11 protein-coding genes and 1 rRNA gene are annotated in these 14,193 nt (G+C 60.7%); 11 read left to right on the forward strand and 1 reads right to left on the reverse strand.

Going from position 1 to position 14,193, the window contains the following annotated elements; all coding sequences use genetic code 11:
• Positions 1 to 167, reverse strand: a 16S ribosomal RNA gene (locus tag V6943_RS18665); the annotation flags it as partial.
• Between the two features lie 888 nt (positions 168 to 1,055).
• Between V6943_RS18665 and tssA the strand changes: the two genes are divergently transcribed.
• The 11 genes from tssA (at position 1,056) to V6943_RS18720 (ending at position 14,186) form a co-directional block, all read left to right on the forward strand.
• Entirely contained in the window at positions 1,056 to 2,618 is a 1,563-nt protein-coding gene (gene tssA, locus V6943_RS18670) for a type VI secretion system protein TssA (protein ID WP_340555026.1), read from the forward strand.
• A 33-nt stretch (positions 2,619 to 2,651) separates the two neighbouring features.
• A complete protein-coding gene (tssB, locus tag V6943_RS18675) occupies positions 2,652 to 3,158 on the forward strand; it encodes a type VI secretion system contractile sheath small subunit (protein WP_340555027.1) in 507 nt (168 codons plus the stop codon).
• Between the two features lie 20 nt (positions 3,159 to 3,178).
• A complete protein-coding gene (gene tssC / locus V6943_RS18680; protein ID WP_340555028.1) occupies positions 3,179 to 4,657 on the forward strand; it encodes a type VI secretion system contractile sheath large subunit in 1,479 nt (492 codons plus the stop codon).
• Between the two features lie 4 nt (positions 4,658 to 4,661).
• The gene (tssE, locus tag V6943_RS18685; RefSeq protein ID WP_256050012.1) at positions 4,662 to 5,069 is read left to right on the forward strand and encodes a type VI secretion system baseplate subunit TssE; all 408 of its coding nucleotides are present in this window, start codon (positions 4,662 to 4,664) and stop codon (positions 5,067 to 5,069) included.
• A 9-nt stretch (positions 5,070 to 5,078) separates the two neighbouring features.
• Positions 5,079 to 6,524, forward strand: coding sequence for a PAAR domain-containing protein (locus tag V6943_RS18690; protein WP_340555029.1), 1,446 nt, complete (start codon positions 5,079 to 5,081; stop codon positions 6,522 to 6,524).
• On the forward strand, positions 6,517 to 6,903 hold the full coding sequence (locus tag V6943_RS18695) for a hypothetical protein (protein WP_340555030.1): 387 nt from the start codon (positions 6,517 to 6,519) through the stop codon (positions 6,901 to 6,903). Before V6943_RS18690 ends, V6943_RS18695 begins: the two co-directional genes overlap by 8 nt.
• A gap of 27 nt (positions 6,904 to 6,930) precedes the next feature.
• Entirely contained in the window at positions 6,931 to 8,721 is a 1,791-nt protein-coding gene (tssF, locus tag V6943_RS18700) for a type VI secretion system baseplate subunit TssF (RefSeq protein WP_340555031.1), read from the forward strand.
• A complete protein-coding gene (tssG, locus tag V6943_RS18705) occupies positions 8,685 to 9,692 on the forward strand; it encodes a type VI secretion system baseplate subunit TssG (RefSeq protein WP_181104842.1) in 1,008 nt (335 codons plus the stop codon). Before tssF ends, tssG begins: the two co-directional genes overlap by 37 nt.
• 10 nt (positions 9,693 to 9,702) lie before the next feature.
• A complete protein-coding gene (gene tssH, locus V6943_RS18710; RefSeq protein WP_340555032.1) occupies positions 9,703 to 12,303 on the forward strand; it encodes a type VI secretion system ATPase TssH in 2,601 nt (866 codons plus the stop codon).
• Positions 12,275 to 13,819: a sigma 54-interacting transcriptional regulator gene (locus V6943_RS18715; RefSeq protein WP_340555033.1), complete on the forward strand. Its 1,545-nt coding sequence runs from the start codon at positions 12,275 to 12,277 to the stop codon at positions 13,817 to 13,819. Before tssH ends, V6943_RS18715 begins: the two co-directional genes overlap by 29 nt.
• Before the next feature lie 232 nt (positions 13,820 to 14,051).
• On the forward strand, positions 14,052 to 14,186 hold the full coding sequence (locus V6943_RS18720) for a type VI secretion protein (RefSeq protein ID WP_340555034.1): 135 nt from the start codon (positions 14,052 to 14,054) through the stop codon (positions 14,184 to 14,186).
• Positions 14,187 to 14,193: the final 7 nt, after the last annotated feature.

Raw genomic sequence — 14,193 nt, forward strand, 5'->3', positions numbered from 1 at the left:
ATTAGCGTTCCTTTCGAAACGTTGTCCCCCACTACCAGGCAGATTCCTAGGCATTACTCACCCGTCCGCCGCTGAATCAGGGAGCAAGCTCCCTTCATCCGCTCGACTTGCATGTGTTAGGCCTGCCGCCAGCGTTCAATCTGAGCCATGATCAAACTCTTCAGTTCAATACTGCTTGGGTTTTGAGAAAACCCTAAACTTGGCTCAGCAATCGCAATCTCTTCTCAAGGTCACTCTAAAGAAGAGCACTCAATGATTTCTCGCCGAGTATTTGTGATGCTGATAATCTTGCTGACTACCAGTCTTACCTCACAAGCACCCACACGAATTGCTTGATTCAGTTGTTAAAGAGCGTTTCGATCAAGTCTTTCGTCTCAACCGAGGCCGCGCATTCTACAGCAGCCTTGTGTCTCGTCAAGCTGTTTTTGAAGAAGTTTTTCTTTCTTCTCAACCGCTTGCGCTTTCGATCAGCTAGAGCCTCTCGTCAGCGGGAGGCGAATTCTACAGCGTTCAAACCCGCTGTCAACCGCCTCGTGAAACCGCTTTCGATCAACCTGACCGAAGCCACCAACAGGACTCAACCACCACCCTGTCAGCCCGGCGCATTCTACTCGAATTCGCCGTCCGTGCAAGCCCTAAATTTGGCTAACTTCTTGATTTACAAGAGGTTCCGCCAAGGGCCTGCACCGGAGAAGGTGCGCATTATAGGCACCCAGAAATGCATGTCAACGGTGTTTCTGAATTATAAGAGCAAACTGTACATATATAGAAAACCAAGACCGAGGGACACCCCGAACATCAATGGAGCGGCGAGACCATATACAAGCTTTGCGGTTCAACACGAAACGCTCTCAAGAAGTTAACCAGTGCTCATCTCGGGCATGAGCGACCGCGCCCGGGACGCATCACCCCATAGTTGTAAACTACTTCACAGTCGCATCAATGCATCACGCATAGGATGCGCATCTCATTAGGCGTGCCCGTATTTGCACGCAGCATCTCCAGCGCATGAAGCGCCCTGCAGCACTGCTAAGCAGGAACGATCGAGTCACGGAATGACGTTTTCTACCAAGCTAGCCGCTCATTATTTAGCGGTAGCGAAATCTCCGATTACAGCAACCTGTTTCGCAGGCGATGACCTCCGCTACGCTGTCGAGTATGAAGCTCTTGAACAAGAGCTCGGCAAGGCCACCTCGGTACACATCGCCGGGGCCATCGACTGGGAACTCGTGCGCGAAGGCAGCGAACGGCTGCTAACTACCCAGACAAAAGATCTGCGGATAGCCGCATGGCTAACGTGGAGCCTGTATCAGCGCGATTCGTTCACAGGACTCCATGCCGGCGTCACCATGCTCAGCTACCTATGCAGCGCTCATTGGGATGAGCTCCACCCTCACAAGTCACGCACTCGCTCAGCAGCCATAACCTGGCTAGTACCCCGTATGGAGGATGTGCTGGCCGATCACGTGCCCATGGGAGAGCAGCTACCGCTTTTCGAGCACATCGCACTGGAGCTCCGGAGCCTTGAAAATAGCTTGGCGTCCCACTTAGGTGTTCAGGCCCCCCTCCTTTTACCGCTCTGTCGGCGGCTCGACGACATGGTCAAGCGTGCCGGCATTGCCCACCCACAGCCAGGCCCCGTCGGCGCGGCCATTGCCCAAGTCAAACAGGCCGCCGCACAGGTCTTAACCGCAACCACTCCGGTCGAACATGAGAAGGACGCGCACAAAAGCTTGCGCGGCCTGCAGGACCAGGCACGACCATTATGCAGCTGGTGGCTGAAGCAAAAAGCAACCGACCTCAAACCGCTTCGGCTGGCACGCACCCTACTGTGGCTGCAGATCGACAGCCTGCCCGAGCGCAACGCTGAGCAAATCACCACTCTGCGTGGCATCCCAGCAGACAAGTTGGCCAATTATCGCGAACGTTTCGCCCAGGGCCTCTACGCCGATCTGCTGGCTGATCTAGAAGCCAGTATCGTTCGCGCACCTTTCTGGCTCGATGGCCAGCGCCTGGCCTGGGAATGCCTGAATGAGCTCGACGCCAAGCAGGCCATGCGTGAGGTTGAAATCCAGCTTGCGCTGTTTCTGCAACGTATGCCGGGTCTCGACGAGCTGCGCTTCCATGACGGCACGCCCTTTGCCCACGCGGAAACTCGCGCCTGGATCAGCGCCAGGGTGATGCCCCACGTGCAACCCGCCCAAGCGCCGAGCGAATCGCTCACTAGCCAGACCGGCGCCCCCCCCGCTTGGGAGGAAGCCCTCCAGGACGTCCTTCCGCAGCTGCGCAAGGATGGCCTTAAAAGCGCCGTACAGAGCCTCAAGCCGGGTCTCAACCAGGCTCGCGGCGGACGCGAGCGCTTCTTCTGGCAGCTGACTCTGGCCCGGCTGTGCTTCCAAGCCAAGAAATACGACTTGGCCAAGACCCAGCTCGAATCCCTTGATCAGACGCTGCAAGCCTCCGGGCTCGGTGACTGGGAACCCGATCTCGCACTCGAGGTTCTGCGTCTGCTGCATAACTGCTGTGAGCTGCTGCCTCAGAACCACGCCGTACGTGAAAGCAAGGATGAGATTTACCGCAGGCTGTGCCACCTCGACCTCGAAGTGGTACTCGATTAGGCCCCCGGGCCGTAAACGTAAAGGAGAAGACCCATGGCCAAAGAAGGCTCGGTAGCCCCCAAGGAACGCATCAATGTCACCTTCAAGCCCGCCACCGGCGGCGCCCAGGAAGAACTAGAGCTGCCACTGAAGCTGATGGTGCTCGGTGATTTCACCCAACGCGCCGACGATCGCAAGATCGAAGACCGCAAGCCGATCGCCATCGACAAAAACAGCTTCGATGAAGTACTGGCCAAGCAGGAACTGAACCTGACCTTCGCCGTGCCCAACCGCCTGCAGGACGAAGCCACCGACGAAGAACTGGCCGTGCAGCTGAACATCAACTCGATGAAGGATTTCAACCCCGCCAACCTGGTCGAGCAAGTACCGGAACTGAAGAAGCTGATGGAACTGCGTGACGCCTTGGTCGCCCTTAAAGGCCCGCTGGGCAACGCTCCCGCCTTCCGCAAGGCCATCGAGAGCGTACTGGCCGACGACGACTCGCGCGAGCGTGTACTCGGTGAACTGGGCCTCGCGGCAAAAGAACAACTGGACGCTTAACACCGACAAGGAACGCCAATATGAGCACTAGTGCAGCAACCCTCGAAGCCGGCAAAAACCTCGCCGAACTCGGCATTCTCGACCGCATCATCGCTGAAACCAAACTGACCCCGGACGACGAAGCCTACGACATCGCCAAGCGCGGCGTCTCCGCGTTCATCGAAGAACTGCTCAAGCCGCAGAACGAACAAGAGCCAGTCAAGAAGGCCATGGTCGACCGCATGATCGCCGAGATCGACGCCAAGCTCAGCCGGCAGATGGACGAGATTCTTCATCACTCCGACTTCCAGGCGCTGGAATCCTCCTGGCGCGGTCTCAAGCTGCTGGTCGATCGCACCAATTTCCGCGAGAACATCAAGCTCGAGATCCTCAACGCGTCCAAGCAAGACCTGTTGGAGGATTTCGAAGACAGTCCGGAAGTGGTCCAGTCCGGCCTCTACAAGCACATCTACACCGCCGAGTACGGCCAGTTCGGCGGCCAGCCGGTCGGCGCTCTGATCGCCAACTACTTCTTCGACCCTAGCGCACCGGACGTCAAGACGATGCAGTACGTGGCTTCGGTCGCGAGCATGTCTCACGCGCCTTTCATCGCTGCTGCTGGCCCGAAGTTCTTCGGGCTGGAAAGCTTCACCGGCTTGCCGGACCTGAAAGATCTGAAGGATCACTTCGAAGGCCCGCAGTTCGCCAAGTGGCAGAGCTTCCGCGAGCAGGAAGATGCCCGCTACGTGGGTCTGACCGTCCCGCGCTTCTTGCTGCGTAACCCCTATGACCCGGAAGACAACCCAGTCAAATCCTTCGTCTACAAGGAAAACGTAGCGAACAGCCACGAGCATTATCTGTGGGGCAATACCGCCTACACCTTCGCCAGCCGCCTGACCGACAGCTTCGCCAAGTTCCGCTGGTGTCCAAACATCATCGGCCCGCAGAGCGGCGGTGCGGTGGAAGATCTGCCGTTGCACCACTTCGAGAGCATGGGCGAGATCGAAACCAAGATCCCGACCGAAGTGCTGGTTTCCGACCGTCGTGAATACGAGCTGGCCGAAGAAGGCTTCATCGCCCTGACCATGCGCAAGGGCAGCGACAACGCCGCATTCTTCTCTGCTAACTCCGCACAAAAGCCGAAGTTCTTCGGCAACAGCGAGGAAGGCAAGAACGCTGAACTCAACTACAAGCTCGGCACTCAGCTGCCCTACCTGTTCATCGTCAATCGCCTGGCGCACTACCTTAAAGTGCTGCAGCGCGAGCAGATTGGTGCATGGAAAGAACGCACCGACCTGGAACTGGAGCTGAACAAGTGGATTCGCCAGTACGTGGCCGATCAGGAGAACCCCAGCTCCGAAGTTCGCAGCCGCCGTCCGCTACGTGCCGCACAGGTCGTCGTTAGCGATGTGGAAGGCGAGCCGGGCTGGTATCGCGTCAGCCTGAACGTGCGCCCGCACTTCAAGTACATGGGTGCCGATTTCACCCTGTCGCTGGTTGGCAAGCTGGACAAGGAATAAGCACTTGAACGGATACGGCAGCCTTTTCGAACGCCTCGGCGGTGACGCCGACAAGCGCGCCGGCTGGAGCCGCGAAGTCGCGGCGATGGCTTCGGTGGCTGCCCATCTCGCCAAAATGCTCAGCACACGAGCAGGCAGCGTGCAAACGCTGCCTGACTACGGGTTGCCCGATTTGAACGATATGCGCCTGTCGCTGCACGACTCGCTGCAACAGGCGCGTATCGCCATCGAACGCTTTATAGAAGCGTACGAACCCCGCTTGAGCCAGGTGCGGGTGATATCCCTACCCCGCGACTACGACCCACTGAGCCTGTCTTTCGCCATCGAAGGCCTGCTGGAACTGGACGGCACCAAGCGTCAAGTGAGTTTTTCCGCAAGTCTGGATGGCAGCGGACAAGTCAAAGTCCACTAAGGAGAGCCAATGTCCGGTAAACCTGCAGCCCGCCTGGGCGACCCCACCGACTGCCCGAAAAAGGGCCACGGCACCAACCCGATAGAGGCAGGCTCATCCGACGTGTTGTTCGACGGCATGCCGGCCGCGCGCATGGGTGATGCCTCCGCCTGTGGCGGTGCCATGACTGGTGCGGTTATTCCCACCGTGCTGATCAATGGCAAGCCGGCGGCGGTGGTCGGCAGTGTGGGCAGCCATGGCAATGTAGTGGTGGAAGGATCCGGCACGGTGATTATCGGTACGAGTGGTGGCAGGGCTGCGTTCAGCCCGGTGGCCCCCCTTTCTCTGGCCGCAGCGGCAGCAGCAACTCTCGTCAATGTCCTTGTTCCTCCGGCACAAGCGGCTGAACAGACGGGACTGGATTACAGCATTAGCCTCAAACAAGGAGGCAATCGTGTGCTGACGCCCTTGATGATTCCCGATTACGAGGAACTGGCTCAAGGCACGACGAAGAATCAGGAAACCATCGATTTTTTGATACGCAACCGCAAGCAGGAAGCTGACAGTCTGACCCTAGAGATTTTCGATGGTGAAACGTTGCTTTACAGCGAAACCGATACCACACCGTTATTACATGAGGGTGAGCACCTCTGGCAGTGGGATGGCTATGACCAGAGCGGGATTCTTGACACACGTGTGCTGAAGAGCGAGCAGCTTCTGGTACGGCTAACAGCCTATAAGGATGCTGAAGAACAGGTGACGGAGTTGCGCCTGAGCAACTCTGCGAAAGAAGTGGCCTGGGTCGATGCGCGCGTTCATCGCAACGGCGGCACAGTGAAGCTCACCGTCCGCCCTAGCTTTTCGGACGGTGGGGTCGCCGGCAGTAACGCTCAACGAACGGCCAGAACGCTCGAGGAGCTTAAGGCCCTGGCCAAGGCCGGCGTCGAGCGCTACTGGTCGCGTAATGGAAGTCGCGGTGCCGTTGGTGCCTCCATCCAGACCAACAACGGCGCTTTCCAGGTCAAGGTATTGGCGCAGGTAAATGAAAACCCTGGCACCAAGGACTTTCCTTTGATTGCCTCGATTAGTGACGATTTCGGCCGTTCCACCAGCTTCGCCATGTTCAAGAAGATTTACCACAACCAGGGTTGGTGGGCCGCCGCTAACTATCCGGTCAGTTTCGCTGATCAGGAGTTCGAGCATACTGCTGCCCATGAGCTGGGCCACCTGATCCTTAACCAGTATGGCGATGGAGGAGTGATTCCCGAGTACTCCTGGAGTCACAAGTCGACCTCTACGATCCTCACCCAGAAACCGCTGGACAACAATCCGGTACCTGCCAGCGGAGAAATTGACCTTATGCACTACCACTCTGAGGGGCCGAGCAATATGCAGGACCACTGGGCGCGCTCCGTGGCCTCGGAGAACGACGTCAAGGGACTGCTGTGGCTGACCCGGGTGAAATTCGATGCTTAAGCGAAGCCTACTGCTCTGCTCGTTTATTGTGGTCGGCTGCAGTGCGCAACCGAAAGCAGCATTCATTGCTAACTTCGAGAACACGTGCGCCTACCCCGTCGAGGTGTCCGTCCGCGAGTACTCCAATGGCAAGGCACCTTTCGCTCCTGGTCAACGGCTGATGCCAGGCGAATCCGTCGAGGTGCTGTCCCATATCTCATTCAGTGAAAGCATCGAGAAGAGCCTCCCGCCCGGCTACCGCCTGGACATCGCCGCGCACGGCGAGTCGATCCTGCTCGGTAAAGAGCACCTCCTTGCGCAGCTGGAGCACTCATCGATTGAACGTAAAAGCCGCGCCATAAGCATATGGACGATCCGCGACACGGCTTTGTGCCCGTGACGTCAAGCCCAGGGATGAGCAAAAAGCATGTCGTTTAACCACTACTACCAGAGCGAGCTCACCGCCCTGCGCCATCTCGGCAAGCGTTTCGCAGAGCGCAGCCCGGCGCTGGCGCCGTTCCTCAGCCAGAGCGGGCGCGACCCGGATGTCGAACGGCTGCTGGAAGGCTTCGCCTTTCTCACCGGGCGTCTGCGGCAAAAGCTCGATGATGAGCTGCCAGAGCTGACCCATTCGCTGATGCACCTGCTGTGGCCGAACTATATGCGGCCGCTGCCGGCGTTCAGCATGCTCCAGTTCGATCCGCTCAAACAGCCCGGCCCAGCGCTGATGGTGCCGCGCAACACGCCGGTCGAGTCCAAGCCGATCCAGGGCGTGACCTGCCGGTTCCGCACCGCCTACGCCACCGAAGTATTGCCATTGGCACTCGAAGGGCTGGATTACTCGGTCAAAGGCGACGGCGCGCTGCTCAGCCTGCGCTTGCAGATGACGGCCGGCAGCCAGCTCGGCGAATTGAATCTCAAGCAACTGCGCCTGCATCTGGCTGGCGAACGGTACATCAGCCAGATGCTCTACTTGAGCCTGCTGCGTCACCTCAACGGCGTGCAACTGGTCGCGCTGGACGCTCAGGGCAAGCCATTCACCGACGATTTCGGTGCCCCACTGCCGGGCTTGCGGCTCGATCCAGCGAAGCTGCAGCCAGTGGGTTTTGCCGAAGACCAGGCACTTATTCCCTACCCGCTCAATACCTTTCGCGGGTATCGCTACCTGCAAGAATATTTCGCGTTCCAGGAAAAATTCCTGTTCGTCGATCTACCTGGCCTCGACGCGCTACAGCGCCTACCGCAAGAACTACTCAAACAGGCCCGGGGCTTCGAGTTGCGCTTCGACATCCACAAGGCCGGCGTTCAGCGCATTCGCCCGACGCTGGACAATGTCCGCCTGTACTGCACGCCGGTAGTCAACCTGTTCGAACACGACGCCGTCCCTATCCGTCTCGATGGCAAACAGGACCAATATCTGCTGCTGCCTTCGGAACTCGACAGCAGCCAGTGTGGTGTTTTTTCGGTCGATCGCGTCACCGGCTGGAAACCCGGCGGCATGGGCTACGAAGAGTACGTCCCGTTCGAGTCGTTCGAACACGACCCCAGTTTCGACGTACCCCTGGCGCGTCCACACTACAGCGTCCGCCAGCAACCCTCGATGCTCGGCGATGGTCTGGAGACCTACCTCAGCTTCGGCCTGCGCAACCTCGATCAACATGAGACGCTGTCCATCGAACTGACCTGCACCAACCAGAACCTGCCGCACCAGTTGCGCCTGGGTGACATCTGTATGCCCAGCGAAGACACGCCTGAGTTCCTCACCTTTCGCAACATCAGCGCCGTGACGCCGAGCTACGCGCCGCCGTTACACCGGGACTTCCTCTGGAAGCTGATCAGCAACATGTCGCTCAACTACCTGTCGCTGGCCAACGTCGAGGCGTTGAAGGTGATCCTCGAGACCTACGACTTGCCGCGCCATTATGACCAGCACGCGAAAAAGGTCAGTGAGCGCCTGCTCGGTGGGCTCAAGCAGATCGGGCATCAACATGTTGATCGACTGCATCGCGGGCTGCCGGTACGCGGCGTACGTACCGAACTCGAAATGGACCTCGAAGGTTATCTCGGCGAGGGCGATCTGTTCCTCTTCGCCTCGATACTCAATGAATTCTTCGCGCTGTACGCCAGCCTCAACTCGTACCACGAGCTGCGCGTCAGGAGCACACAGGGAGAGGTGTACCAATGGACGCCGCGTATGGGGCAACAGCCCCTGCTGTAAACCGGATCAGCCGGGGCATTCGCGAGTACAGCCTGTTCCAGGGTGTACTGTTGGTGATGGACCGCCTGAAGACTGCACACCCCGATCTGGACGAAGAGTCGCTCTACGAACACCTGGAGTTCCAGGCCAACCCGAGCCTAGGTTTTCCCGGCAGCGACATCGATCGCGTGGAGTTCTTCGAAGAGCGCGGCGAGTTGCGAGCACGCCTGCGGATTAATCTGATCAGCCTGTTCGGTGCCGGCTCGCCGCTGCCCGCTTTCTATGCCGACCAGGCATTGGGCGACAGCCCCGAGGGCAACCCGACGCGCGAATTCCTTGATCTGTTCAACAATCGCCTGCAGCGCCTGATGCTGCCGATATGGCAGAAATATCGCTACCACGCGCGCTTCTCCAGCGGCGCGCGCGATCCGTTGTCTGAGCAACTGTTCGCGCTGATCGGACTGGGCGGCGAGCAGATCCGCGCCGCCTCGGAGCTGAACTGGAAGCGCCTGCTGCCCTATCTCGGCCTGCTCAGTCTGCGCGCACATTCGGCCGCCCTGATCGAATCCGTGCTGCGCTATTACTTCAAACACGCCGACCTACGCATCGAGCAGTGTCTAGAGCGTCAGGTCGAGATCATCGCCGAGCAGCAGAACCGCCTCGGCCTAGCCAACAGCCAGCTCGGCGAAAGCCTGGTGCTGGGCGAGCGGGTACGTGATCGCGGCGGCAAGTTTCGTATCCATATCCGTCAGCTGAGCTGGGACCGTTTCCACGAATTCCTGCCCGTGGGCAGCGGTTACCAGCCGCTCTGCGCGCTGGTCCGTTTCACGCTGCGTGACCCGCTCGACTACGACATCCGCCTGGAACTGCGCCGGGACGAAATCCGCGACCTGCGCATCGGTGCCGAAAATCCCTGCCGCCTCGGCTGGACAAGCTGGCTCGGCAGCGAACGCGCCGACGGCATGGTCACCCTGGGCAGCCAGACTCATTAAGGAAGATGAAATGATTAATGTAGACCTCCAACAATTGGTCCAGGCCCTCGATTCCGAGACCAAGCGCGACCTGGAAGTCGCAGCCGAACGCTGCGTGATGCGGGGCGGCAGCAAGATCTTGGTCGAAGATGTGCTGCTGGGCCTGCTGGAACGCCCCGAAGGCTTACTCGCACGTGCTCTGCAGGACGCCAACATTGAACCGGGCACACTGGCCCAGGCGCTGCAGCCGCGCGGTGAACACAGCGAATCGCGCAACCCGGTGTTTTCCGCAGAATTGGTGCAGTGGCTGCAAGACGCCCTGCTGGTGGGCAACCTTGAACTCGGCCAGAGCCAGATCGACCAGGCCGCCCTGATCCTTGCGCTGCTGCGCAACCCGATGCGTTACGCCGGTAGCCACTATCAGCCGCTACTGGCACGTTTGAATGCCGAGCGCCTGCGCGAGTTCGCCCTGGCGCAGCAGCCGCAGGCTGCTCCGGGCAAGGCGACGCCGGCGGGCGAATCTAACTTGTCGCGCTTCACTCACAATTTCACCCAGCAGGCGCGCGACGGCAAACTCGACCCGGTGCTGTGCCGCGACGCAGCGATCCGCCAGATGATCGATATCCTCGCCCGTCGCCGCAAGAGCAACCCGATCGTGGTCGGCGAAGCTGGCGTCGGCAAGACCGCCATCGTCGAAGGACTGGCTCTGCGCATCGCCGCAGGGGAAGTACCGGAAGCGCTCAAGGGCGTCGAGTTGCTGTGCCTGGATCTCGGGCTGTTGCAAGCAGGCGCGAGCGTCAAGGGTGAGTTCGAACGTCGCCTGCAAGGAGTGATCGACGAGGTCAAAGCCTCACCGAAACCGGTCATCTTGTTCATCGATGAGGCCCACACCCTGATCGGCGCTGGTGGCCAAGCCGGCAGCGGCGATGCGGCCAACTTGCTCAAGCCGGCCCTGGCGCGGGGCGAACTGCGCACCATCGCCGCCACCACCTGGAGCGAGTACAAAAAATACTTCGAGAAGGATCCGGCCCTCGCACGGCGCTTCCAGCCGGTCCAGCTGCACGAGCCCATCGTCGACGAAGCGGTGACAATCCTCCGCGGCCTCGCGCCGGTTTACGAAAAGAGCCACGGTATCTACCTGCGCGACGACGCCGTGGTCGCCGCCGCCGAACTGTCGGCCCGTTACCTCGCCGGACGCCAGTTGCCCGACAAGGCGGTGGACGTGCTCGACACCGCCTGCGCCCGGGTACGTATCAGCCTGGCGGCCGCGCCGGAAGCGCTGGAACGTCTGCGTGGCGAAATCGCCGAAGGTGAGCGTCAGGGGCTGGCCCTGCGCCGCGATCTCGACGCCGGTCTGCAGATCGAAACCGATGGCCTGAACCGTCTGGAAACCCGCCTGGCCAGTGCCCGCGCCGAACTCGAACAGCTGGAGACCCGCTGGTCAGCTCAACGCAGCCTCGCCGAGCGCCTGCTGGAGTTGCGCAAGCAATGCGCTGCCGCTCGACTGAATCCCGAAATCGAGACCGACGAAGAAGCGCGCCCCGATCTCGAACAGCTCGAAGCCGAGCTGCGTGATATCCAGACCGAACTCGCCGGCGCCCAGGTCGCCGAACGGCTGGTGAGCTTCGAAGTCTGCCCGCGCCTGGTGGCCGAGGTGATCAGCCACTGGACCGGCGTGCCGCTTTCTCAACTGGCGCGCGAGCACAACAGCAAGGTACTCAGCTTCGCCGACGACCTGCGCCGTCGCGTGCGCGGCCAGGAGCAGGCCATCGAGGCGCTGGACCGCTCGATGCGCGCCACCGCCGCCGGCCTCAACAAGCCCGACGCGCCGGTTGGCGTGTTCCTACTGGTAGGGCCGAGCGGGGTCGGCAAGACCGAAACCGCGCTGGCGCTGGCCGACCTGCTGTATGGCGGCGAGCGCTTCCTCACCACCATCAACATGTCGGAATTCCAGGAAAAGCACAGCGTATCCCGGCTGATCGGTGCGCCACCCGGCTACGTGGGTTATGGCGAAGGCGGCATGCTGACCGAGGCGGTGCGGCAGAAACCCTACTCGGTGGTGCTGCTCGACGAGGTCGAGAAAGCCGACCCGGACGTGATGAACATTTTCTACCAGATCTTCGACAAGGGCGTAGCCAACGACGGCGAGGGCCGAGAGATCAACTTCCGCAACACCCTGATTCTGATGACCAGCAACCTGGCCAGCGACCGTATCGCCAACCTCTGCCAGGGCGGCCAGCAGCCCGCGGCCGAAGAGCTGGAACTGGCCATCCGCCCTGCCCTGACCCAGCACTTCAAACCCGCTTTCCTCGCCCGCATGCGGGTGGTGCCCTACTACCCGGTGCAAGGCGAGCTGCTCAGAGAACTGGTGGCGCTCAAGCTGTCGCGCTTCGGCGAGCGCCTGGCCCGTCGCCAACTGCGCTTCAGCCACTGCGAAGCACTGGTGGACGACCTGGCCGAGCGCTGCACCCACAGCGGCAGCGGCGCGCGCCTGATCGACCATCTGATCGAACAATACCTGCAGCCACAGGTAGTTGATCGCCTGCTCGATGCCATGGCCGGAGGCGAAACGCTCAGGCAAGTGCACGCCACCCTCGACAGTGATGGGGCGGTCGTCTGTGAGTTCGCTTAAGGCGGTATTCGCCGAATCGCCACCCTCGCTGGACGCCGATGCGCTCCTGGGCCGCTTCGCCCAACTGTCCTGCACGGGCGATGCCGGTGAATGGCTGGAGGGCTTGGTCGCGATTGCCGCCCAATTGGCCGATTGCCCGCTCGCCCAGTTGTATCTGCTCGATGCGACCCATACCCGTCTGACGCTGTCGGCCGAATGGTTCGAAGGCAAGCGCCAGCGGCACGAGGCCGCGAGCCTGCCAAGCGACTACGATGGCGAGCAGCTACTGCAATATTGCCTCAATCAGAATCGTCCACTGAGCCTCGAAACGCTCGACGCCAGCCTGCACCAGACCGGATTTCTACCCGAGTCAGCGCGGCCGTGGCGCAGCCTGCTGTGCCTGCCTTTGCAAGTTTCGCAGGGCCATGCCGCCGGGTTGCTGGTGGCAGCAAATACCGTGGGCCGCGATCTCAGTGACGCGGCGCAAAGCCTCGCCAACCTGGGCCGCTTCGCGCTTAGCCAAGTGCAGCTGCTGCATCATTTGCACAGTGCGACAAAGCCCTCCCTCGCGCAAATCCCGACAGCACGACCGTGCGCCAGCGACTACGGACTGATCGGCGACAGTCCGCGCATGCGCGCCGTTTATAGGCTGATCGGAAAGGTCCTGCACAATCCGGTCAGTGTGCTTCTCACTGGCGAGACCGGTACCGGCAAGGAACTGGTTGCTCGTGCCATCCATGATTGCGGTGCACGCCGCAGTCAGGCGTTCGTCGTGCAAAACTGCGCGGCGCTGCCTGAGCATCTGCTCGAAAGCGAGCTATTCGGCTATCGCAAGGGAGCCTTCACCGGCGCCGAGCGCGACCACGAAGGCCTGTTCGATGCCGCCAATGGCGGCACGCTATTCCTCGATGAAATCGGCGACATGCCGCTGACCCTGCAGGCCAAGCTGTTGCGGGTCCTGCAGGAAGGCGAAGTCCGACCGCTGGGCAGTACTCAAACCCACAAGGTCGACGTGCGCATCGTCGCCGCAACGCATCAGGATTTGCTCAAGCGCGTCGAGCAGGGCCGCTTCCGTGAGGACCTTTATTACCGACTCTCGCTGTTCCCTATCGAACTGCCGCCCCTGCGCGAGCGTGACCAGGACATCCTGCGTCTGGCCCGGCATTTCGCCGAGAAGGCCTGCGGCTTCCTGCAGCGCGATGCGGTGCGTTGGTCGGACGCCGCACTGGAGCAGCTCGCCAGCTATGGTTTTCCGGGCAACGTGCGCGAACTCAAGGGGCTTGTCGAGCGCGCCGTGCTGCTTTGCGACGGCGGGGAGTTGCTGCCGGAGCATTTCAACCTACGCACGGTGGAAAACGCGCTCGACAGCACCCTCAACCTGCGCGAACGGCTGGAGCGCGTCGAACGCAACCTACTGATCGATTCCCTGCGTAAGAACGGCGGTAACCAAAGCCAAGCAGCCCGCGAGCTGGGTCTGCCGCGCCGTACGCTGCTCTATCGCATGGAGCGGCTGGGCGTTAGCGCCAGCGACCTATGAGTTCAAGAAACCAGGCCCTTTAGATCGCTGATACCAACCTGAACAAACGTCCGGCGTGGATGATGCAGCGCTTATTAGTCATAGCTCTCGTTTCCAAGCCAACCCCGCCCTTTTTCGTGACCTCGTTCACCCACGCGAGCAGGCGGGTGAACTTTAATGCACGGCCTGCGTCCCGCCTCGCCATTTGCGTTAGCGGGGCCGTCCGCCCACACGCTTTCAAGGAGGAAATCGCGTGCTAGCCCGCTATTGCGCCCTCGTTTTTTTCACTGCATCCCTCGCCCTTGCTGGCTGTTCCGGCAACTACAAATTCAACGACGACGAGTACCGCCCGCTGGGTGATCCGCAGGCGTCGTCCCGCAGCAACTGACCCGCCA

Source organism: Pseudomonas sp. CBC3 (genome assembly GCF_037967085.1).
Taxonomy (GTDB): domain Bacteria; phylum Pseudomonadota; class Gammaproteobacteria; order Pseudomonadales; family Pseudomonadaceae; genus Stutzerimonas.

What these genes read in the sequence shown, in the direction of transcription:
- tssA (WP_340555026.1), top strand. Translation starts at nt 1,056, where the DNA reads ATGACGTTTTCTACCAAGCTAGCCGCTCATTATTTAGCGGTAGCGAAA.
- tssB (WP_340555027.1), top strand. Translation starts at nt 2,652, where the DNA reads ATGGCCAAAGAAGGCTCGGTAGCCCCCAAGGAACGCATCAATGTCACC.
- tssC (WP_340555028.1), top strand. Translation starts at nt 3,179, where the DNA reads ATGAGCACTAGTGCAGCAACCCTCGAAGCCGGCAAAAACCTCGCCGAA.
- V6943_RS18690 (WP_340555029.1), top strand. Translation starts at nt 5,079, where the DNA reads ATGTCCGGTAAACCTGCAGCCCGCCTGGGCGACCCCACCGACTGCCCG.
- V6943_RS18695 (WP_340555030.1), top strand. Translation starts at nt 6,517, where the DNA reads ATGCTTAAGCGAAGCCTACTGCTCTGCTCGTTTATTGTGGTCGGCTGC.
- tssF (WP_340555031.1), top strand. Translation starts at nt 6,931, where the DNA reads ATGTCGTTTAACCACTACTACCAGAGCGAGCTCACCGCCCTGCGCCAT.
- tssG (WP_181104842.1), top strand. Translation starts at nt 8,685, where the DNA reads ATGGACGCCGCGTATGGGGCAACAGCCCCTGCTGTAAACCGGATCAGC.
- tssH (WP_340555032.1), top strand. Translation starts at nt 9,703, where the DNA reads ATGATTAATGTAGACCTCCAACAATTGGTCCAGGCCCTCGATTCCGAG.
- V6943_RS18715 (WP_340555033.1), top strand. Translation starts at nt 12,275, where the DNA reads ATGGGGCGGTCGTCTGTGAGTTCGCTTAAGGCGGTATTCGCCGAATCG.